Annotated in this window: 22 protein-coding genes; 8 read left to right on the forward strand and 14 right to left on the reverse strand. The window is 67.5% G+C overall.

The window, feature by feature from the left end; genetic code table 11:
• Positions 1-107: 107 nt before the first annotated feature.
• From FBZ90_RS03465 to FBZ90_RS03490, 6 genes are all read right to left on the reverse strand, one after another.
• Positions 108-626 carry a hypothetical protein gene (locus FBZ90_RS03465; RefSeq protein WP_145729641.1) on the reverse strand — a complete coding sequence of 173 codons (519 nt, stop codon included), beginning with the start codon at positions 624-626 and terminating at the stop codon, positions 108-110.
• A gap of 105 nt (positions 627-731) precedes the next feature.
• Complete coding sequence (locus FBZ90_RS03470; RefSeq protein ID WP_145729642.1) at positions 732-2,591, reverse strand: autotransporter domain-containing protein; 1,860 nt, start codon at positions 2,589-2,591, stop codon at positions 732-734.
• Positions 2,592-2,798: 207 nt separating this feature from the next.
• The gene (locus FBZ90_RS03475; protein WP_145729643.1) at positions 2,799-3,173 is read right to left on the reverse strand and encodes a c-type cytochrome; all 375 of its coding nucleotides are present in this window, start codon (positions 3,171-3,173) and stop codon (positions 2,799-2,801) included.
• Positions 3,174-3,325: 152 nt separating this feature from the next.
• Positions 3,326-3,841, reverse strand: a complete 516-nt coding sequence (locus FBZ90_RS03480) for a hypothetical protein (protein ID WP_145729644.1) — start codon at positions 3,839-3,841, stop codon at positions 3,326-3,328.
• 192 nt (positions 3,842-4,033) lie between these two features.
• Positions 4,034-4,570: a hypothetical protein gene (locus FBZ90_RS03485; protein ID WP_145729645.1), complete on the reverse strand. Its 537-nt coding sequence runs from the start codon at positions 4,568-4,570 to the stop codon at positions 4,034-4,036.
• An 8-nt stretch (positions 4,571-4,578) separates the two neighbouring features.
• A complete protein-coding gene (locus FBZ90_RS03490) occupies positions 4,579-5,202 on the reverse strand; it encodes a hypothetical protein (RefSeq protein WP_145729646.1) in 624 nt (207 codons plus the stop codon).
• Between the two features lie 138 nt (positions 5,203-5,340).
• On the opposite strand from FBZ90_RS03490, the gene gloB reads away from it, so the two are divergent.
• The 4 genes from gloB to ychF all read left to right on the forward strand — a co-directional run bounded on the left by gloB (position 5,341) and on the right by ychF (position 8,428).
• A complete protein-coding gene (gloB, locus tag FBZ90_RS03495; protein WP_145729647.1) occupies positions 5,341-6,129 on the forward strand; it encodes a hydroxyacylglutathione hydrolase in 789 nt (262 codons plus the stop codon).
• A 38-nt stretch (positions 6,130-6,167) separates the two neighbouring features.
• Positions 6,168-6,773 (forward strand): glutathione S-transferase N-terminal domain-containing protein, encoded by a 606-nt coding sequence (locus FBZ90_RS03500; RefSeq protein ID WP_145729648.1) that lies wholly within the window; start codon positions 6,168-6,170, stop codon positions 6,771-6,773.
• A gap of 19 nt (positions 6,774-6,792) precedes the next feature.
• Positions 6,793-7,257 carry a cupin domain-containing protein gene (locus FBZ90_RS03505; RefSeq protein ID WP_246130132.1) on the forward strand — a complete coding sequence of 155 codons (465 nt, stop codon included), beginning with the start codon at positions 6,793-6,795 and terminating at the stop codon, positions 7,255-7,257.
• A 73-nt stretch (positions 7,258-7,330) separates the two neighbouring features.
• Positions 7,331-8,428 carry a redox-regulated ATPase YchF gene (gene ychF, locus FBZ90_RS03510; protein ID WP_145729650.1) on the forward strand — a complete coding sequence of 366 codons (1,098 nt, stop codon included), beginning with the start codon at positions 7,331-7,333 and terminating at the stop codon, positions 8,426-8,428.
• 159 nt (positions 8,429-8,587) lie between these two features.
• Here ychF and FBZ90_RS03515 read toward each other — a convergent pair whose 3' ends face one another.
• Positions 8,588-9,613 carry an aldo/keto reductase gene (locus FBZ90_RS03515; protein WP_145729651.1) on the reverse strand — a complete coding sequence of 342 codons (1,026 nt, stop codon included), beginning with the start codon at positions 9,611-9,613 and terminating at the stop codon, positions 8,588-8,590.
• A gap of 152 nt (positions 9,614-9,765) precedes the next feature.
• Here FBZ90_RS03515 and FBZ90_RS03520 point away from each other — a divergent pair, with 152 nt between their 5' ends.
• A complete protein-coding gene (locus FBZ90_RS03520) occupies positions 9,766-10,677 on the forward strand; it encodes a LysR family transcriptional regulator (protein ID WP_145729652.1) in 912 nt (303 codons plus the stop codon).
• Here the strand turns inward: FBZ90_RS03520 and FBZ90_RS03525 are convergent.
• A complete protein-coding gene (locus FBZ90_RS03525) occupies positions 10,650-11,426 on the reverse strand; it encodes an AraC family transcriptional regulator (RefSeq protein ID WP_145729653.1) in 777 nt (258 codons plus the stop codon). The two genes, FBZ90_RS03520 and FBZ90_RS03525, sit on opposite strands and share 28 nt — an antisense overlap.
• Positions 11,427-11,519: 93 nt before the next feature.
• Here FBZ90_RS03525 and FBZ90_RS03530 point away from each other — a divergent pair, with 93 nt between their 5' ends.
• Positions 11,520-11,915, forward strand: coding sequence for a VOC family protein (locus FBZ90_RS03530; protein WP_145729654.1), 396 nt, complete (start codon positions 11,520-11,522; stop codon positions 11,913-11,915).
• A gap of 4 nt (positions 11,916-11,919) precedes the next feature.
• On the opposite strand, the gene FBZ90_RS03535 is transcribed toward FBZ90_RS03530, so the two are convergent.
• The 5 genes from FBZ90_RS03535 to petA form a co-directional block, all read right to left on the reverse strand.
• Entirely contained in the window at positions 11,920-12,846 is a 927-nt protein-coding gene (locus FBZ90_RS03535; protein ID WP_145729655.1) for a tetratricopeptide repeat protein, read from the reverse strand.
• Between the two features lie 134 nt (positions 12,847-12,980).
• Entirely contained in the window at positions 12,981-13,532 is a 552-nt protein-coding gene (locus FBZ90_RS03540; RefSeq protein ID WP_145729656.1) for a DUF924 family protein, read from the reverse strand.
• Between the two features lie 107 nt (positions 13,533-13,639).
• Positions 13,640-14,422 (reverse strand): cytochrome c1, encoded by a 783-nt coding sequence (locus tag FBZ90_RS03545; protein WP_211101900.1) that lies wholly within the window; start codon positions 14,420-14,422, stop codon positions 13,640-13,642.
• Positions 14,422-15,753 carry a cytochrome b gene (locus FBZ90_RS03550; RefSeq protein WP_145729657.1) on the reverse strand — a complete coding sequence of 444 codons (1,332 nt, stop codon included), beginning with the start codon at positions 15,751-15,753 and terminating at the stop codon, positions 14,422-14,424. Before FBZ90_RS03550 ends, FBZ90_RS03545 begins: the two co-directional genes overlap by 1 nt.
• A gap of 23 nt (positions 15,754-15,776) precedes the next feature.
• Positions 15,777-16,349, reverse strand: coding sequence for a ubiquinol-cytochrome c reductase iron-sulfur subunit (gene petA / locus FBZ90_RS03555; protein ID WP_145729658.1), 573 nt, complete (start codon positions 16,347-16,349; stop codon positions 15,777-15,779).
• A 291-nt stretch (positions 16,350-16,640) separates the two neighbouring features.
• Here petA and FBZ90_RS03560 point away from each other — a divergent pair, with 291 nt between their 5' ends.
• Positions 16,641-17,150 carry a tRNA (cytidine(34)-2'-O)-methyltransferase gene (locus FBZ90_RS03560; protein WP_145729659.1) on the forward strand — a complete coding sequence of 170 codons (510 nt, stop codon included), beginning with the start codon at positions 16,641-16,643 and terminating at the stop codon, positions 17,148-17,150.
• 21 nt (positions 17,151-17,171) lie between these two features.
• Complete coding sequence (gene hemF, locus FBZ90_RS03565) at positions 17,172-18,113, forward strand: oxygen-dependent coproporphyrinogen oxidase (protein ID WP_246130133.1); 942 nt, start codon at positions 17,172-17,174, stop codon at positions 18,111-18,113.
• A gap of 354 nt (positions 18,114-18,467) precedes the next feature.
• On the opposite strand, the gene FBZ90_RS03570 is transcribed toward hemF, so the two are convergent.
• The gene (locus FBZ90_RS03570; RefSeq protein ID WP_145729660.1) at positions 18,468-19,052 is read right to left on the reverse strand and encodes an EF-hand domain-containing protein; all 585 of its coding nucleotides are present in this window, start codon (positions 19,050-19,052) and stop codon (positions 18,468-18,470) included.
• Between the last annotated feature and the right edge of the window lie 161 nt (positions 19,053-19,213).

Raw genomic sequence — 19,213 nt, forward strand, 5'->3', positions numbered from 1 at the left:
AGCATCCGCTGGCTTGGCTATCCTCGTTCCGCCCTGCGGTGCTCACTCCGGGGCCTGCAGTGGCAGGCCTGAAGCTACGCCCGACGGAGCTTTCGTTTTCGGCACCGTTACTGCGCCTTCGACTGCGCCGCCTCCCATTCCGGGTCGACCGTGCCGCCGTCCAGGATGAAGCGCCAGGGGGCGTCCCTGGTGGCCCGGCGCCAGACGGTGACGTAGCGCACGGGCGGGCGTTCCACCACCGTGCCATCGGGCTTCCTGAGGCGGGAGCGGGCCTTGCCCCAACTATAGCCCAAGGTGCCGTCGGCGGAGACTGAGGCGTCCTCCGGCGCCCATTCCAGCTCCAGCCCAGCGGGGAACAGGGTGGCCAACGCCGCCCGGTCCACCTTGGCCCGCGGACGGTTCAGCAGCGTGACCTCCTCAGCGGCGAAGGCCTGGAACGCGGCCCCCACATCGGTCTCCCGCGCCTTGGCGGCGAAGGCTCGGTCGGTGTCCAGGATCTCCTGAGCCGGGTTAACGGCAGCGGGGTCAACAGCGGCGGAGTTGCCGGGCCGCTGGCTCGCGCCCGTCAGCAAGGGGACGGCCAAGGCCCAGGCGGCCACCCCCAGGGAAAAACGCAAACGGGACATGGTCTTATCCTCCCTCGCGTCCTTGTTCCTGGCCGCCAGGGTAGCAACAAAAGAGGCGCGGGAATATCCCGCGCCTCCAGTCAACCTAGCACTGTTCTTATAAACTCAGAAGCTGACCCGGATATGGCCCATGACGGCATGGTCGGTGCGGTCGCCATTGTCGAACGTCCCCTGGTAGGAGACGGCGACATTGAAGCCGTTGGCCTGGATGGCGATGCCGCCACCACCATAGTAGGAGGTGCGCTTGCCGGCGCCCCCATCCGTCTCCGCCACTTGGCCGCCCGGCAGGGTGGCCTGGAAGATGCGGCCGGAGTTCAGAAACTCATGCTGCACGCCGGCCTGGATCTGTGGCGCCACCACCACGTCCCCCATCACGAAGGGAACGGCAAGTTGGCCGCCCGCCTGGGCGCGGAAGCTTTCGGCATCGAAGTCCGGCACACTCATCGCCAGGGCGCCGGCATCCTTTTCCGTGTAGCTGTGGATGCTGGCGCGGGTGTAGCGCAGGCCCGCCGTGGGCCCCAGGGCCACGTTGCCCAGAGTGACGCTGTACCCGCCCGACAGGCTGGCGCCGTAGGTCGTGCCGTTGGGCGTGGCGTTGCCCCAGGGCTGCGGCGCGAAGCCGGTCTGGCGCTGCATCTGGGTGAACTCGTCATAACCGTAGGTGATCATGCCGTCGGCGTAGAACGCACCCATGGTGGCCGTGGCATAGGCCATCAGGTTGTAGGCGTGCAGCTCATCCTTCCCGAAATTGTTCTGGAAGCGCATGCGGTTGTCGCCATAGCCCAGCGCGATGCCGGTGGTGACGAAGTCCGACACCCGGTAGTCGACGCCCAGCGCGCCGGTGTAGCTGTCGTAATTATAGCCCATCTGGCCGTCGATGGCCTGGCGGTCACCGGTGCCGTAGTTGCCATAGAGGAAGACGCCGACGCGGCCGTCGCGCCCCGTGGAGGTGCCGGTCCCCATGCCGCCACCGACGCCGGCCACCGCGGTGCCGGAGCGGATGCCGTTCAGGCGGGCGCGGACGGCGCCGGTCATGCCGTCATCGGCGATGAAGTTCAGCTGCGTTGCCGCCACGGCGGCTTGTGGCGCCTGCAGCACGGTGGTCAGGGTGCCCGCCACATATTCCGCCACCAGGGTATGGCCGGTGGTGGTTGGGTGCACGTCATCCCAGAACAGCATGGTGTTGATGTTGGACGCGGTGCAGTACCCCGTGGCCTTGCCGCCCAGCAGGCAGGAATGGGTGGCGTCGGTGATGCCATAGGCTGACGGGTTGGCCTGGATCATGCTGAAGATGGTGTTCACATCCACCAGGATGACCCGGGCGCCGCTGGTGCCGTTCAGGCTCTTGGTCAGGTTCAGCACGTCGGCGTTGTGGATGGCCGTCAGCTGGTTGGCCTGCAGCGCCGCCGTCGCCCCCTGCGCCGAGATGGAGGGGGTGTTGCCCAGGTTGGGCAGGTTGAAGACCAGGACGTTGCGGGCGCCGGCGGCGATCAGCTTGCTGGCACCGGTGCCGATGTTGCCCACGACCGTGGCCGCCTCGGTCGCGGCATCGACGGAGGAACCGCTGGTGGCGTATTGGAAATAGTCGTTGGCGCCGATCCACAGGGAATACAGCTGGCTGCTGGTGATGGTCGGCTTCGCCGCCAGGAAGGCGTTGATCTGGTTCAGGAAGTCGATGGGCCGCTCGGCCGTCGACCGCGCGCCGCCATAGGCGTAGCTCTTGAACGGCACGCCGCCGATCAGCGCGCCCACCTTTTCATCCCACAACGGCCCATTGGAAAAACGGCCATTGTAATAAGGTGCCGGCGGGGCCAGTCCCAGGGGCACCAGGTTGCCCGGATCGCTGAGGCTGTCGCCGAAGACGATGCCGGCGGAATATTGCTGCGCGTGCGCGGTGATACCGACGAAAGACGCCATCATCGCCACCGCCATGGCGGTGGTCGTGCGTAACATCCGGCTGGTCATGGGCTCCCTCTATCCCTCCACGGCGGGCCGTTCAGGCGGCCTGCTCGTTCTTGACGCGGAGGCAGAGTCCCACGAAAGCATCCCCCGCCGTCAAGGGATCAAAAGTCACATTCCGGCGAATGTCTCCGGTTGTGTCGCGGCGGCAGCAGTCGCGCGATCGCAACGATCCGGCCCCGACCCGTCGGGGCCAGGACCGGATACCGGCGCTTACTTCAAGGTCGACAGATAGGCGATCACGTCCGCGCGATCCTGGGCGTTGGGCAGGCCGGGGAAGGCCATGCGGTTGCCCGGGACCAAGGCCCGCGGATTGGTCAGGTAGGTGTCCAGCGTGGCGGCATCCCAGGTCTTGCCGGCGCCCTTCATGGCGGGGGAGTAGTTGAAGCCGTCCTTGCTGCCGGAGGCGCGGCCGACCACGCCCCACAGGTTGGGGCCCAGCTTGTCAGCGCCATCCTTTTCGGCGCTGTGGCAGGCCTTGCAGCGCAGGAAGACCTTTTCACCCTTCACGGGATCGCCGGCCGGATCGGCGGCAGCGGAACCGGCGACGGCAATGGCCAGGAAGGCGACGGCGGCGGCAATTTTCATGGGAGGGTCCCTACGGCGTTGGGTGGTGTCGGCTCTGCCCTGCGGCGGCGAGGCCGGCGCGACCGTAGGGGGTGCGCGATGACGCTGTCAACCAACGCCCTGGATTCAGCCCGTGGTCCGATTCCAGACGTCCACCAGGTGGTGCGGGGGGATCAGTCGCCGGCATCCAGGCTGGCACGTCCAGCCAGGGGGTTGCCACCCAGGGAGCTGCCGTTGAAGGTCGCCACCCGGCCGGCCATACGGCGGGCGGCCTGGGCACCCTGTTGCGCCAGGGCGGCCGGCGCCAAGGTGGCGGACGAGAGGGCGGGGCGCAGGACCCACAGCACGGCCAGGGCCACCACCGCCCCCACCGCCGCCGGCAACAGGGCCACGGCGCCCGCCACCAAGCCGGACACGACCGTCAGATCGAACAGCATGCCGGGACGGGCGGGGGTCACCAGATGGGCCAGCAGCACGCCGACGCCAATGACCAGGACCCACACGCCCCATTGCCGGGGCGCGGCGACGGCCAGCAGGAAGCCCGCCATGGCCAGCATGACCAAGGTGCCATCCAGGCTGGCTGACGTCAGGTCCCACAACCCGGCCACGGCGCCGAAACCCGCGGCGGTCAGGGGAAGGAAGACTGTCTTGAGCAACATGGCGTCACGCTGATCCCGAAGGAGGAACATCCGTCCGATCCCTACCCCGATTGGCGGCCACCATTGGTGGGAGCGTGGGGGAAAGCGACCGTTGATGGTCCTATTCAACACCGGGATTGCGGCGGAAGGCGGGCAAGGCTGGGACCATGCCGGGGCGTTTGGGGCGGTCACGCACCCATCGCAAGGCGACGCATCGCCCCGCGTCATCCCGCACCACCCGCCCTATAATTCTTCCGGGTCGCTGGGATAGGGCTCTCCCCCCTTGACCGCGTAGCCCCGCTCGGGCGGGAAGCGCTGCAAGGTTTTGGACACGGCCAGCTTGGCGCTGGACGCCCACACCAGATAGCGGCGCCCCAGGCGCCAGGACGACACCACCGGTTCCGGCGCACCCCGCGACACCATCTGGAAATTGGAATGGCTGATGGTGACGGTGAAGCCGCTGTCGTTAGGCATGCGGCGCTCATCATAGACATACAGCAGGGCCTCATCCGCCCGCCGCGCCTCGGCCAGGCGGTCATGCTCCGTGACACTGCTGCGCAACTGTTCCAGCTCCGCCGTCATCTTGCGCTCCTCGCGCTTCAGATCCAGGGTCAGCTTGGCCTTGGCGCGCACGGCCTGGAACAACTCCTCCACCTGGGTGCGGCGGGCACGGGTGTCACGCCGCATGCGCCGGATGCGCCGCGCCGTGGTGCTGGCCACCTGCCCCGCGGCGGTGAGACCGGCGGCGATACCGAACAGCAGGGAAAAGCTGATGGACATGGGCGGGCTTAGGACCGGGCGGGTGAGGCGTCCGCCTCATCCAGCATGACCTGATCTCCTTCCTCGTCCCCCGGACCATCCTGCGAGGGCTCCCGGATCTCGATGATGTGGAAGCCCATGGAGTGGGGGTAATAGCTTTCCACCAAGGTCTTGGCGTCACCGGCGTTGGGGGCCCAGGCGTGGACGTTCTGGGTGCGTGCCCAACTGCGCGACAGGCCCAGCACCTCCTTCTGTTCCAGCACGGCCCGTTGCACATGGCGGTTGATGACGGCCGCCACGAAATGACGGGCGGGACGACCAGGGCGGGAGAATGCCTCCTCCTCCCCCAGCACGCGGATCAACTGATCGCGCCTGGCCTCCAAATCCGCGACGCGGCGGGTGGACATGTAGTTCTGGCGGCGGGCGGACTTCAGCGTATTGTCCAGACGGGCGACGCGGGGCATGATCTTGGCGCCCCGGTCCTCGAACTTGCGATGCAGGATGTTCGCCTCCTGAAAGCGCTCATCCACCCGGTCCACCCCTTCGCTGAGGTGCAGGTGGCGCTCGACCAGATGGGAAACGGCCAGGGCGGCGAGGTAGGACAGCCCCGCCACCATCATAAAGATCGCCACCGCCGTCAGCAGATCGCTCATGAGCCGTTTCGGTTCGGATATGGTTGCAAGGCGCTTTCCCCTGTAGGCAATCCCGGCGCCGCGGCCCTGTCAAGCGATGGCGCGGGCGCCTGCCGCAAGGATTAGCATTACATGCCCCGCTGCGATAGGTTTGCGCCCATGATACAGCCCCCGCCCCGCCTGGACGTCGCCCTGATCCCCGCCCTCAGCGACAACTACATCCACCTGCTGCGCTGCGGCGCCACGGGCGTGGTGGCGGTCGTCGACCCGGCCGAGGCCGCCCCGGTGACGGCGGTGCTGGAGCGGCGCGGCTGGACCCTGGACCTGATCATCAACACCCACCATCATGGCGACCATGTCGGCGGCAACCTGGACCTGAAGGCCCGCTATGGCGCCGCCATCGTCGGGCCCGCCGCCGACCGCGACCGCATCCCCGGCATCGACCGCGCCATCGCGGATGGGGAGAGCTTCACCGTGGGCGCCTGCCCCCTCACCGGCATCGACGTGCCCGGCCACACCCGGGGCCACATCGCCTTCCATGGAGCGGAGGACGCCGTGCTGTTTTCCGGCGACACGCTGTTCTCCATGGGCTGTGGCCGCCTGTTCGAAGGCACGCCGGCGCAGATGTGGCGCTCCCTCACCCGACTGCGCGCCCTGCCGCCGGAAACCATCGTCTATTGCGGCCACGAATACACCGCCGGCAACGGCCGCTTCGCCCTGACGCTGGAGCCGGACAACGCCGACCTGGCGGCCCGCATGAGGGAGGTCACAGCCCTGCGCGCCGATGACCGCCCCACCCTGCCCACCACCCTGGCCGTGGAGCGGGCGACCAACCCATTCCTGCGCGCCGACCTGCCCGCCCTGGCCGCCGCCGTGGGTCTGGCGGACAGCGACCCGGTGGCCGTCTTCGCCGAAATCCGCCGCCGGAAAGACGATTTCCGGGGATAAGAAGCCATCGCGTTCCAGCCTTTCCCGAAAGCCCCCTCATGAAGCTTTTCTACAGCCAGACGTCCCCCTTCGTGCGCAAGGCGCTGATGGTCGCCCATGAGCGGGGACTGGCATCCCGGATCGACCTGTCCCCCACCGATGTCTGGTCGCCGGAAACGGTGGTGCCGACCCTGAACCCCCTGGGCAAGATTCCCACCCTGGTGACGGACGACGGCCTGACCCTGTTCGACAGCCCGGTCATCGCCGAGTACCTGGACAGCCTGGGCACGGTGGGCCAGCCCCTGTTCCCGGCCGCCGGACCGGCGCGCTGGCTGGCGCTGCGGCAGCAGGCTATCGCCGACGGCATGTGCGACGCCGCCATCCTGCGCCGCATGGAGGGCCTGCGGCCGGAAAACCTGCGTTCCGCCAGTTGGACGGAACGCCAGCGCCAGGCCATGACCCGCGCCGTGGATCTGCTGGAGGCCGAGGTCGACCAGTTGCAGGGCCTGACCATCGGCACCCTGTCGGTGGTGATCGCCCTCGCCTACCTGGACCTGCGGTGGGACTGCGACCACTGGCGCGACCGGGCGCCCCAGCTGGCCATCTGGTTCACCCAGGCATCGGACCGGGAAAGCTTCCGCCTGACCGTGCCGCCGCGGGGCTGAGCCGATGGAGCCCATCTCCTTGGACGCCCCCCTGAACGCCGACAGCATCATCCGCCTGCTGGACCTCAAGCCCCATCCCGAGGGCGGGCACTATGTGGAAACCTATCGCCACACCCCGGCGCAGGGTGGCCGGGGTAGCTCCACCGCCATCTACTTCCTGCTGAAGGCGGGGGAGCGGTCGCACTGGCACCGGGTGCTGGATGCGGACGAGGTTTGGCACTGGCATGCCGGCGCGCCCCTGCGCCTGTCGCTCTCGGCCGATGGCCTGGCCACGACCGATCTGATGCTGGGCGCCAACCTGATCGCCGGCCAACGGCCTCAAGGCGTGGTTCCGGCCGGCCAGTGGCAGGCGGCCGAATCCCTGGGCGCGTGGACACTGGTCGGCTGCACCGTGGCCCCGGCGTTCGAGTTCCAGGCGTTCGAGATGGCGCCCGCCGGCTGGGCGCCTGGGAACGGCCATCCCGCCGATGGCGGATCTGCGTAACGGCGGTTTGCAATCCGGCCGTCTTTGCCCGATAAACGCGGCCAAAGCGGCCCCTTACATCTAGAGTATTCCCATGGGATTCAATTGCGGCATCGTCGGCCTGCCCAACGTCGGCAAGTCGACCCTGTTCAACGCGCTGACCAGCACGGCGGCGGCGGAAGCGGCCAACTACCCCTTCTGCACCATCGAGCCCAATGTGGGCCGCGTCGGTGTGCCCGACCCGCGCCTGGACAAGTTGGCGGCCATCGCCAAGTCGCAGAAGACCGTCCCCACCCAGCTGGAGTTCGTGGACATCGCCGGCCTGGTGCGCGGCGCCTCCAAGGGTGAAGGCCTGGGCAACCAGTTCCTAGCCAATATCCGCGAGGTGGACGCCATCGTCCATGTGCTGCGCTGCTTCGAGGATGGCGACATCACCCACGTCGAAGGCTCCATCGACCCCACCCGCGACGCGGAGACGGTGGAAACCGAGCTGATGCTGGCCGACATGGACAGCCTGGAGAAGCGCCTGCCCGCGCTGCAGAAGAAGGCCAAGGGCGGCGACAAGGAATCCAAGATTTTCGCCGACCTGATCGAACGCGCGCTGGTCGTGCTGCGCGATGGCAAGCCCGCCCGCGTGTCCGAGGTGTCGGAGGAGGAGCGCCCGTACTGGCGCCAGTTGCAGCTGCTGACGGCCAAGCCCGTGCTGTACGTCTGCAACGTTGAGGAGGCGTCCGCCGCCTCCGGCAACAGCCTGTCGGCCAAGGTGGCCGAGATGGCCAAGGCCCAGGGTGCCGTGTCGGTTGTCATCTCCGCCGCCATCGAATCGGAACTGGCGCAGCTGAGCGATGAGGACAAGGCCGAGTACCTGTCCTCATTGGGGTTGGAGGAGCCTGGCCTGAACCGCCTGATCCGCGCCGGCTACGGCCTTCTGAACCTGCTGACCTTCTTCACTGTCGGCCCCAAGGAAGCGCGCGCCTGGACCGTGCGCCGCGGCGCCAAGGCCCCCGAGGCCGCCGGCGTCATCCACACCGACTTCGAACGCGGCTTCATCAAGGCCGAGACGGTGGACTTCGACAGCTACATCACCCTGGGCGGCGAAACCGGCGCCAAGGATGCCGGCAAGCTGCGCATCGAAGGCAAGGAATACGTCGTCCAGGACGGCGACATCTTCCATTTCCGGTTTAACGTTTGATGCCCTGAAGCGGCCGGCGGCCCCATCCGGGGCCGGGCCTTGTCCTAGAAAGTTTAGGGTCCTAGAAAGTTTAGGAACAGGAACCCTTAGCCGCGCAGCTTGGTTACGCGAACGAAACGAAAAAGGGCGGCCAGGGCAACCCGGCCGCCCTTCCTGTTTTCAACGCTCGCTGTCCAGCGAAGCCATGGCGTGCGCGTTGTAGCGATCGCCGGCGGCGCTATCCTTGGGCACCGCCCGTTCGATGGCGGCCAGATCGTCCGGCGTCAGGGTCACGTCCAGGGCCCCCAGCGATTCCGCCAGCCGGTCGCGGCGGCGGGCGCCGATCAGGGGAACGATGTCCTGGCCCTGGGCCAACACCCAGGCGATGGCGATCTGGGCGACGCTGACGCCCTTCTCCGCCGCCACGCGGCGCAGTTCCTCCACCAGGGCCAGGTTATGGTCCAGGTTCCCCCCCTGGAAACGGGGGCTGTGGGCGCGGAAGTCGGCGCCCTTGCTCTCCCGCTCCTTGTTCCAGTGCCCGCTGATCAGGCCGCGCGACAGCACGCCGTAGGCGGTGATGCCGATACCCAGGTCGCGGCAGGTGGGCAGGATGTCCCGCTCGATGCCCCGCGAGATCAGGGAATACTCGATCTGCAGGTCGACGATGGGATGGACAGCCGCGGCGCGGCGCAAGGTGTCAGAACCCACCTCAGACAGGCCGATGTGGCGAACATAGCCGGCCTTCACCAGGTCGGCGATGGCCCCCACCGTGTCCTCAATGGGAACGTTGGGGTCCAGGCGGGCCGGACGATAGATGTCGATGTGGTCCACCCGCAGGCGCTGCAAAGTATAGGACAGCGCGGTCTTGACCGCCGAGGGGCGCGCGTCGAAGCCGATCCAGTTTCCGGCCGGGTCGCGCTGGGCACCGAACTTCACGCTGATCTGCACCTCATCGCGCTGGTGGGCGCGGGTGAAACCGGCATCGGCCAGGGCTTCGCCGATCAGCATCTCATTATGACCCATGCCATAAAAGTCGCCGGTGTCCAACAGGACCATGCCGGCGTCCACGGCGGCATGCAGGGTGGCGACGCTTTCGGACCGGTCGCTGGGGCCATACATGCCGGACATGCCCATGCAGCCCAGACCGAGGGCGGAGGTGGCGAGACCTTGGGCACCGCCGGACGTGCCGAGAATACGCTGCTGCATCGTTGATTCCTTTGGAAAAGCGGGTGGGTGCGACGCGGCCCAGGCGTGTGGGCGGGGCGTTGATGAGCCAGACTATGCCGCCAACGCATGCCGCGTGATAATCTGGCCAATCCGCAATGTGCTGTTCGAGTAATCGAACAATGGTGAGCCCCATGCCCGCGCCCAATCTGGCCGATCTCGACCTGTTCCTGGCCGTGGCCCGGCACCGCAGTTTCCGCCGCGCCGCCAAGGAACGGGGGGTGGCCCCCTCCACCCTCAGCCTGGCGCTGAAACGGCTGGAGGAGGATCTGGGCGTGCGCCTGCTGAACCGCACGACACGCAGCGTCACCCCGACCGAGGCGGGCCAGCGGCTGGTGGCCCGGCTGGCGCCCGTGTTCACCGAGGTGGCGGAGTCGCTGGACGAGGTGAACAGCTTCCGCGACACGCCCACGGGCCCCTTGCGCCTCAACGTGCCCGTCGTCGTGTCCTGGCTGACCCTGGCGCCGCTGGTGCCCCGCTTTCTGGCGCTTTATCCCGGTATCACGCTGGAGGTGATCGAGAACAACGCCTTCGTCGATGTCTTCGCCGAGGGCTTCGACGCCGGCATCCGCTATGGCGAAGCCCTGGCCCAGGACGTGGTGGCCGTGCCCATCAGTCCGCCGCAGCGTTACGTCCTGGCCGCATCACCGGACCTCATCGCGCGCGAGGGCCTGCCCGGTCACCCGCGCGACCTGATCGGCCGCCCTTGCCTGCGCCACCGCTTCGCCGACAGCGCCGTCCAGCCCTGGGAGTTCGAGCGGGGGGATGAGGTGGTGCGCATCATGCCCGACGGGCGGCTGGTGGGAAACAGCGTGCCCATCGCCGTCAGCGCGGCGGAGGCTGGACTGGGCTGGATCTGCACCTTCGAGGGCTTCCTGGCACCGTCATTGGCCGCTGGGCGGCTGGTGACGGCGTTGGAGGATTGGCTGCCCCCCTTCCCCGGACCCTACCTTTACTATCCCAGCCGCCGGCATGTGCCGGCCCCCTTGCGCGCCTTCATCGACTTCATGCGGAAGACCTATGAAGCGGAGATGGAGGGGCGGTAGCGCGCCGGGGTCACGCCCAGGCGGCGACGGAAGGCGCTGACGAAGGCGCTGGTGCTGTCGTAGCCCGACTCCAGCCCGGCCTGGGTGACCGACAGGCCGCTGCCCAGCAGGCTGGCGGCGTGCAACAGGCGCAGGCGCTGCCGCCATTCGCCGAAGCGCTGGCCCGTCTCTTCCTTGAACAGGCGTTGCAGGGTGCGGGCGCTGGCGCCCGCGGCGGCGCCCAGCGCATCCAGGTCCGCCCCATCGGCGGGATCGCGGCGCAGGCGTTCCGCCACCGCGATGGCCCGGCGGTCACGCGGCCAAGGCAGCGACAGGGGCAGCCGCTCCGCCGCCGCCAGCCGATCCATCAGCACCCCGGCCAACCGCGCCTGATCGGGCAGGTCGGCGCGCAGCATGCCCACGGACACCACGTGCAGGATCAGTTCGCGCAGCAGCGGCGCCACGCCCAGCACCTGGCAGGCGGCGGGCAAAGCGTCGACATCGGCGGCCAGGGTGGGGGCGGCCAGGGTGGGGGCAATGTACAGCGTGCGCATGGCGACGGCGCCGCGCATGTCCACCGCGTGCCCGACCCCAGGGGGCAGCCACACCGCCTGCGCCGGCGGCACCAGCCAGACGACGTCGCCCGCCGTCACCCGCATGACACCGCGCGCGGCATACAGCAGTTGGCCCCAGTCATGCCGGTGCGCGTGCAGGCGGTGACCGTCGCTGAAGGTCAGGGCCAGGCTGCGGATGAGGAAGGGGTCGGCCATCTTGGCGCCTTCACGACATGGATCGTCATCCTAGCGCAAGACGGCCACGGGCCAATACGGCATCATCCGGCTATTCCCACCACGGAGGTCCCCATGGCCAACCACCTGCGCTTCTTCGCCATCCATGCCGAGGATGTGGAGCGCGCCAAGACGTTCTATGAGGCGGTGTTCGACTGGCGCATCACCCCCTGGGGGCCGCCCGGCTTTTACCTGATCCAGACCGGGGCGGAGGGGGAGCGGGCCGTGGGCGGCGCCCTGCAGCAACGGCAGGAGCCCGTGACCGGCACGGGCATAAAGGGCTTTGAATGCACCGTGGGCGTGGATGACCTGGACGCCATCATGGCAAAGGTCACAGCCCAGGGCGGCACCATCGCCATGCCGCCCTACACCATCGACGGCGTGGGCCGCCTGATCTACCTGGAAGACACGGAGGGCAACCGGGTCGGCGCCATGCAGTACGACCCGGCCTACGCCGCCGCGTTCTTCTGACGCCTCACCAGCTGCTGTTGTCGCTGCTGCTGCTGCCGCTGTCGAAGCTGCTGGACGAGGCGCCCCCGTCCGACGAACCACCCCAGCCATCGCTGGACGAACTGCCGGAGTCGAAGCTGGGGTCCGGCCGGCGCTCGGTCTCATAGACCCGGTTTTCCGTGACGTTGTTCACCACCGTCTCGTGGATCACGGTGTCGTGGTGATGGCCACCGGACATCAGTTCCCCCACGACCATGCCGGTCAAGAAGCTGGAACCACTGTTGTCCTGGACCACCACCGGGGCATAGCCCGGCTGACCATAGACAGGGGGCGCCGACTGGGGATAGGGCGGCGGCACCGGGCCGGTGGCGGGGCGATAGCTGCCACCATAGGCCGGACGGCTGCGGCGGAACACCATGAAGATGGCCAGGCCCGCCAGCAGCAGCCCGCCCACCACCAGGATGATGGTCATGCCGCCATCATCGGGGGTCTTGGCCGGCGGGGCCGATGGATGGGACACCGACTGCGACACGACGGGCGCGGCGAGCTTGGGCTCCGGGGTGGGCTTGGGCGCCGGGGCGGGTTCCGCCGCCGGCTTCAGGAAGGATTGTTCGCGCGCCAGATGTTGCTGGAACGTCTCCGGGCTGCGCGCGAAATGCAGGGTCGGGTCCATCTTGCGGGCCAGTTCCAGTTCGCCCACGGCGTCCTGATGCAGCCCCTCCATGCCCAGCACCTCGCCCAACTCATAATGGGCGCGGGCGCTGTCGCCATGCTCCCGAATGGCGTCGCGCAGCATGTGCTCGGCCGCCGGCAGGTCGCCGGCATCCACTGCTTTCTTCACCTGCTCCGGCGTCGCCGCCGCCCAGGCCGGAACACTGGCCCCCAGCAGCAGCCCCAAACCGACGCCCATTAAAATCCCGTTCAAGGTCAATGCCTTGGTATACGCGCTCATCTCATGCTCCCCGCGATGGGTTCCGTCGAACCCTTCGGCGGGAATGGTAACGGCGATGACGGATCGGTCATAGAACCACTTTAGGACGTGCCCATTGGCGGGATGGCCTGCGGCCGTCCGCCGCACCCCAACCGTCAAAAGCCGGCCCCCGGCTGCTCCAGGTACTCCCGTTCCGCCGCCGTGCAGGCGCGGCCCAGGATGCCGTTGCGATGGGGAAAGCGGCCGAAGCGGCGAATGACCTCGCGATGCCGCTCGGCATGGTCCAGGTGATCGCCTACGCCGATGCGCTCCCCCACCAGGGCGACGCAGCAATCCTGCAGCACGATCTCCTCCGCATGCTCAAACGGCAGATAAAAGAACAGGCGCCGCCCCACCGGCTGTTCCAGATCCTGCGCCCGGGCCACGGCGCGGCTGGCCAGCGCTTGCGCCCGCGTATCGGTGGCGAAGGCCAGCGCGTCGCCCCGGAAGATGTTGCGCGGCACCTGGTCCAGCAGGATCAGCAAGGCCAAGGCCCCGTCCGACGTGTCGGCCCAGGCGTCCAGTGCGCCCTCGGCCGCCGCGTGGTAGCTGTCGGCCAGCCGGTCGCGGACACGCGCGTCGATGTCCGCCCCGCCCTTGAACCAATCGTCCGGCGTCAGCTCCTGAAACCAGAAGGCCAAGACTTCCGCTGCGGTCAGCATGCCCATGCCGTCCCTCCATTCCCTTCGCCACCGTCTGCGCAAACGGGCCAAACAGAAAGGGCGCCCCGGTCATCCCGAGGCGCCCTTTTCACTCTCCCGTCCGGGGGACCGGCTTAGTGCTGGTCCGCCCACACGGCGCGCTTGGCGGCATAGAGGATGCCAGCCAGCACGATCAGGAAGATCATGACCTTCAGGCCCATTTCGTGGCGGGCTTCCAGGTTGGGCTCGGCGGCCCAAGCGAGGAAGGTGGCCACGTCCTTGGCCTGCTGCTCCACCGTGGCCTTGGTGCCGTCGGCGTAGGTCACGCCGCCGTCCGACAGGGGTGGCGGCATGGCGATGACATGGCCGGGGAAGGCCTTGTTGTAGTTGCCGCCCGACGGGACGGTGAAGCCGGCGGGGGCCGGCTCGAAGCCCGTCATCAGGGCGACGATGTAATCCTCACCCCCCTTGCGCGCCTTCACGATCAGCGACAGATCCGGCGGGGCCTTGCCGCCGTTGGCGGCGGCGGCGGCCTTCTCGTTGGGGAACGGGGCCTTGAAGTGATCGGCCGGCACGCCCTTGCGGGTGAACATCTCACCCTCGTCATTGGGCCCGTCGGTCATGTCGTAGCCGGCGGCGATGGCGGTGATCTCCGCCTCGTTGTACCCCAGCGCGCTGAGGTTGCGGTACGACAGCAGGTTCATGGAATGGCAGGCGGAGCAGACTTCCTTGTAAACCTGGAAGCCGCGCTGCAGCGCCTTGCGGTCGAAGGTGCCGAAGATGTTGCTGAAACCGCGAGTAACAGCACCGTGGCTCCATTCGTTCTTCGGATACTCCATCTCTTCGCTGGCGACCGCGGGAGCGGCCGCAGCGACGGCGACGAGACCGGCAAGGATCAGGGACCGAAGACGACGCATCAGGCTTTCTCCATCGGCTTGGCGGCGGCACCGGCGGCGGTGGCCCCACCACCCAGGACGGGCTTGGCGATGCTGGCCGGCAGCGGCAGGGGCTTCTCGATCAGGCCGACGAACGGCAGCGAGAGGAAGAAGCCGAAGTAGACGAGGGTAGCGAACTGGCCGACATAGACCAGCGGGATTTCCAGGCCCCCCAGGTGCCAGGCGGCATCGGCCGTCTGGGCGCCCACGTACATCAGCAGGAAGAAGGCGACCAGGAAGGCCAGGATGCCCTTCTTGAAGATGGGACGGAAGCGGGCGCTGCGCACCGGCGAGGTGTCCAGCCAGGGCAGGATGAACAGGATGGCGATGGAACCGAACATGGCGATGACGCCGCCCAGCTTGGCCTCGATCAGCTTCAGCCCGGTGAAGGGGATGGAGATGTCGAAGGTGATGGAGCGCAGGATCGCGTAGTACGGCAGGAAGTACCACTCCGGCACGATGTGCGGCGGGGTCACCATCGGGTTCGCCTGGATGTAGTTGTCCGGCTCACCGAAGAAGTTGGGGGCGTAGAAGACGAAGGCGGCGAAGATGGCCAGGTAGACCACCGTGCCGAAGCTGTCCTTCACCGTGTAGTAGGGGTGGAAGGGCAGCGTGTCCTGCGGGCCCTTGGGCTCCACCCCCAGCGGGTTGTTGGACCCGGTGACGTGCAGGGCCGCGACGTGCAGGAACACGACGGCGGCGATGACGAAGGGCAGCAGGTAGTGCAGGGCGAAGAAGCGGTTCAGCGTCGGGTTGTCGACGGAGAAGCCGCCCCACAGCAGGGTCACGATGTCCTGGCCCACAAGCGGCAGGGCCGAGAACAGGTTGGTGATGACGGTGGCGCCCCAGAAGCTCATCTGGCCCCACGGCAGCACGTAGCCCATGAAGGCCGTGGCCATCATCAGCAGGAAGATCACCACGCCGATCATCCACAGCAGCTCACGCGGCTTCTTGTAGGAACCGTAGTAGAGGCCGCGAAAGATGTGGATATAAACGGCGATGAAGAAGAACGAGGCGCCGTTCATGTGGATGTAGCGGATCAACCAGCCGAAGTTCACGTCGCGCATGATGCGTTCGACGGAGTTGAAGGCCAGGTTGGTGTTGGGCGTGTAGTGCATCGCCAGCACGATGCCGGAGACGATCATCGTCACCAGCATGATCATGGCGATGGCGCCGAAGTTCCAGAAGTAGTTGAAGTTACGCGGGGTGGGAAACACCCCGTATTCCTTCTGGATCATGGTGAAGATCGGCAGCCGCTGGTCGAGCCAGTTGACCACCGGGTTCTTGAAAGAGGATGAAGGGCCGTGAGCCATTTCTCGCTCCCTGGGGGTCCGGCTTAGCCGATACGGATCGAAGTGTCGGTCTTGAACGCGTAGCTGGGCACTTCCAGGTTACGCGGCGCGGGACCCTTGCGGATGCGGCCGGACGTGTCGTAGACCGAACCATGACAGGGGCAGAACCATCCGCCGTATTCGCCACGGGGATCGGAATTCTTCTGGCCCAGCGGGATGCAGCCCAGGTGGGTGCAGATGCCGACGACGATCAGCCATTCCGGCTTCTTGGCGCGGGCGGCGTCCGTCTGGGGGTCGCGCAGTTCGGAGACGTTCACGTCCACGGCCGACTTGATTTCCTCAGGCGTGCGGTGACGGATGAACACCGGCTTGCCGCGCCAGGTGACGGTGATGGACTGGCCCACCTGCACGGGGGCCAGATCAACGTCGGTGCTGGCCAAGGCCAGGGTATCCGCCGCGGGATTCAGGCTGTCGATGAAGGGCCAGGCCGTGACGGCGGCGCCCACGACACCAGTCGCGGCGGCAGCAAGATAAATGAAGTCGCGACGTGTAGGATCCCCGCCGCTGTGAGAGCCGCTCCCCGGCCCGTGACCGGCCGTTTGGGTCGTGTCCGCCATACCAAGCTTCTCCTCGAAGTCAGGGGCACCTGAAAACGCCCCGGCGCCCGCCTCACAAGGGTTTCCCAATATTGTTATAACCCTATCCTGAGCGAACCTGCCTTGCGCAGGTGCACCCGAGAATAAGGTTGACGGCCGGCGTCTTGTCCGGTCGCGGTAAATCCATATACATGCGCCCCCGTGGCTTGGGAAGCGTGTGAATGCAGCCCTAGCGCTATTCTTAGCTGCACAAACGAAAGGTTTGGCGGCCGAAGAGCTAGTCTTTCCAACACCTTACTGGACTACTTTCCCGTGCGCATCGCCCTTTACCAACCTGACATCCCCCAGAACGCCGGAACCTTGATGCGCCTTGGCGCCTGCTTGAATGTAGGCATCGACATCATCGAGCCGTGCGGATTCGTTTTGGACGATAAACGTCTCCGCCGGTCGGGCATGGACTACCTAGAGGGTGTGGACCTGGCGCGCCACACGTCCTGGGCGGCGTTCGAGACCCGTCGGCGGGCGAACGGTCAATCCGGGGGCGACGCAGGGCAGCCCCGCCCCGGGCAGGGTGCGGTCATGCCGCGCCTGCTGCTGCTGACCACGCGGGCCGCCATGTGGTACACCGATTTCGTCTTCCAGCCGGACGACATCCTGCTGCTGGGCCGGGAATCGGCCGGCGTGCCGGAGGAGGTTCACGCCGCCGCCGACGCGCGCCTCGCCATTCCCATGCGCCCGGGCTTGCGCTCCCTCAACGTCGCCATGGCCGCCGCCATGGTGGTGGGTGAGGCCATACGCCAGCTGGACGCCTGGCCCCGCTGACCTGCTCCGGAACCTCGACCCATGACCGACATCCCCCTGTCCGCCAGCCTCCTGTCCCCGCAAGCGCTCGCGGGCGACGCCCCCCTGGCCGAGGAGCGCAAGGCCCGGGCCGCCACCTGGTTCCAGGATCTGCGCGACCGCATCTGCGCCGCCTTCGAGGCCATCGAGGATGAGGCGGCCGACCTGCCCGCCTATGGCGAGGGCGCGCCCGGCCGGTTCGAGCGCAAGAGCTGGGATCGACCGGACAGCGATGGCGAGAGCAAGGGCGGCGGCGGCGTCATGTCGTTGATGCGCGGCCGGGTGTTCGAGAAGGTGGGCGTCAACATCTCCACCGTCCACGGCACCTTCAGCGAGGAATTCCGCGCCCAGATTCCCGGCGCCGCGGCCACCGGCCAATTCTGGGCCAGCGGCATCAGCCTGGTGGCGCACATGCGCAGCCCCCTGGTGCCGGCGGTGCACATGAACACCCGCCACCTGGTGACGCAGGAGGCCTGGTTCGGCGGTGGCTCCGACCTGACGCCCATGTTCCTGGACAGCGCCGAAACGGCGGAGGACGCCGCCACCTTCCACGCGGCGCTGAAGGCCGCGTGCGACGCGCATGGCGCCGACTATTACGCCCGCTTCAAGGAGTGGTGCGACCGCTACTTCTTCCTGCCCCACCGCAATGAGCCGCGCGGCATCGGCGGCATCTTCTACGACCGGCACGACACCGGCGACTGGGAGGCCGACTTCGCCTTCACCCGCGCGGTGGGCCAGGCCTTCCTGGATGTCTATCCCCTGATCGTGCGCCGCCGCATGCGCCTGCCCTGGACCGAGGCGCAGCGCCACCACCAGCTGGTGCGCCGGGGCCGGTATGTCGAGTTCAACCTGCTGCACGACCGGGGCACGCTGTTCGGCCTGAAGACCGGCGGCAACATCGAGGCCATCCTGATGAGCCTGCCGCCCGAGGTGAAGTGGCCGTAAGCGCGACCTAACCCTAGCGCGCCACCCCAGCGGCAAAGCCGCTGGCAGCCCGCGACCGCGGGCGCCGGAGATTTCCGGAGAGCCGCAGGCGGGCTGGAAATCGAGGACAAGGCAAGGACGCGGATGCGTCCGCCCGCCGCCTGAGGGCGAAAAAGCAAGGGGCCCCGGGGGCATCACCCCGGGGCCCGATAAAAAGAGCCGGTCGACGGAAGGGGAAAGGAGGCCGCCATTCCGCCCGTCGCGCCACACGACTAGCACGCCGCCGACCGGCTGTACGGTGCCCTGTCTAAACGGGGGCGTGGACTCCGCATCGTCCAGGCCCCAGGCACCGATAGGAACTCGAAAACTTGAAACTCAGGGCGCCTTGCCGGCCGCCTCGCGATCTTTGTCCAACAGCGGCTTGAAGGACGCGGCCAGGGCCACGTCGGCCTGGTCCACCTTCTGGTCGCCGTTCTTGTCGTGGAAACCGAACATGCGCCAGCCGGACGCCATGAACTCCTCCCGCGACATCTTCTGATCGCCATCCAGGTCGATGGCGACGAAGCGGACATGGGTCTGCTTCAACTGCTGGGCCTTGCGCTCCGCCGGCACGTTCTCCTTGGTCAGCCGCGCCTCGAACTCGGTGGTGTACTCCGCCTCGCTCACCCAGCCGTCGCCGTTGGTGTCCAGTGCCCTGAACTGCTGGTCCCGCACCGCCTGGTATTCCTGGGCGGTGACCACGCCGTCGCCGTTCCGGTCATGTTCCTTGATGAAGCTGGCGATGTCGTGGGACGCCGCATGAGCATCCCCGATAGGGGCGACACCGAAGGCCAGGAAAGCCGCGCCGACCAGAGCGGTGGCGGCGAAACGGGCCGGACTGCGGCTTAAGGCGGTGCGGCTGTGGGCCAGGGCGCGCGGGGCCGAATGCCAGCCGTCAGCCTTTCGTTCCACTTCCCTCATCGTCCCATCCCTCAACCGCAGTCATCAGCGTGTGACACCATCAGTAATGCGAGTCATTCGCACTTGCAAGCCAAAACCATGCACCGCGCCTGCGGAGAAGGACTTACTACCCAAAAGAGAAAGAAATGCCCTGTCGCGCTCGTGTATATAAGCCAATGAAC

The sequence above is a fragment of the Nitrospirillum pindoramense genome, assembly GCF_007827955.1.
Classification (GTDB): domain Bacteria; phylum Pseudomonadota; class Alphaproteobacteria; order Azospirillales; family Azospirillaceae; genus Nitrospirillum; species Nitrospirillum amazonense_B.

Excerpts from the sequence above, each read along its gene's own strand:
- FBZ90_RS03530 (WP_145729654.1), top strand. The coding sequence starts at position 11,520 with ATGGCCAACCACCTGCGCTTCTTCGCCATCCATGCCGAGGATGTGGAG.
- FBZ90_RS03500 (WP_145729648.1), top strand. The coding sequence starts at position 6,168 with ATGAAGCTTTTCTACAGCCAGACGTCCCCCTTCGTGCGCAAGGCGCTG.
- FBZ90_RS03520 (WP_145729652.1), top strand. The coding sequence starts at position 9,766 with ATGCCCGCGCCCAATCTGGCCGATCTCGACCTGTTCCTGGCCGTGGCC.
- FBZ90_RS03480 (WP_145729644.1), bottom strand. The coding sequence starts at position 3,841 with ATGTTCCTCCTTCGGGATCAGCGTGACGCCATGTTGCTCAAGACAGTC.
- FBZ90_RS03570 (WP_145729660.1), bottom strand. The coding sequence starts at position 19,052 with ATGAGGGAAGTGGAACGAAAGGCTGACGGCTGGCATTCGGCCCCGCGC.
- ychF (WP_145729650.1), top strand. The coding sequence starts at position 7,331 with ATGGGATTCAATTGCGGCATCGTCGGCCTGCCCAACGTCGGCAAGTCG.
- FBZ90_RS03545 (WP_211101900.1), bottom strand. The coding sequence starts at position 14,422 with ATGCGTCGTCTTCGGTCCCTGATCCTTGCCGGTCTCGTCGCCGTCGCT.
- FBZ90_RS03475 (WP_145729643.1), bottom strand. The coding sequence starts at position 3,173 with ATGAAAATTGCCGCCGCCGTCGCCTTCCTGGCCATTGCCGTCGCCGGT.
- FBZ90_RS03540 (WP_145729656.1), bottom strand. The coding sequence starts at position 13,532 with ATGGGCATGCTGACCGCAGCGGAAGTCTTGGCCTTCTGGTTTCAGGAG.
- FBZ90_RS03515 (WP_145729651.1), bottom strand. The coding sequence starts at position 9,613 with ATGCAGCAGCGTATTCTCGGCACGTCCGGCGGTGCCCAAGGTCTCGCC.
- FBZ90_RS03490 (WP_145729646.1), bottom strand. The coding sequence starts at position 5,202 with ATGAGCGATCTGCTGACGGCGGTGGCGATCTTTATGATGGTGGCGGGG.
- FBZ90_RS03470 (WP_145729642.1), bottom strand. The coding sequence starts at position 2,591 with ATGACCAGCCGGATGTTACGCACGACCACCGCCATGGCGGTGGCGATG.
- FBZ90_RS03465 (WP_145729641.1), bottom strand. The coding sequence starts at position 626 with ATGTCCCGTTTGCGTTTTTCCCTGGGGGTGGCCGCCTGGGCCTTGGCC.
- FBZ90_RS03485 (WP_145729645.1), bottom strand. The coding sequence starts at position 4,570 with ATGTCCATCAGCTTTTCCCTGCTGTTCGGTATCGCCGCCGGTCTCACC.
- FBZ90_RS03550 (WP_145729657.1), bottom strand. The coding sequence starts at position 15,753 with ATGGCTCACGGCCCTTCATCCTCTTTCAAGAACCCGGTGGTCAACTGG.
- hemF (WP_246130133.1), top strand. The coding sequence starts at position 17,172 with ATGACCGACATCCCCCTGTCCGCCAGCCTCCTGTCCCCGCAAGCGCTC.
- FBZ90_RS03525 (WP_145729653.1), bottom strand. The coding sequence starts at position 11,426 with ATGGCCGACCCCTTCCTCATCCGCAGCCTGGCCCTGACCTTCAGCGAC.
- FBZ90_RS03535 (WP_145729655.1), bottom strand. The coding sequence starts at position 12,846 with ATGAGCGCGTATACCAAGGCATTGACCTTGAACGGGATTTTAATGGGC.
- petA (WP_145729658.1), bottom strand. The coding sequence starts at position 16,349 with ATGGCGGACACGACCCAAACGGCCGGTCACGGGCCGGGGAGCGGCTCT.
- gloB (WP_145729647.1), top strand. The coding sequence starts at position 5,341 with ATGATACAGCCCCCGCCCCGCCTGGACGTCGCCCTGATCCCCGCCCTC.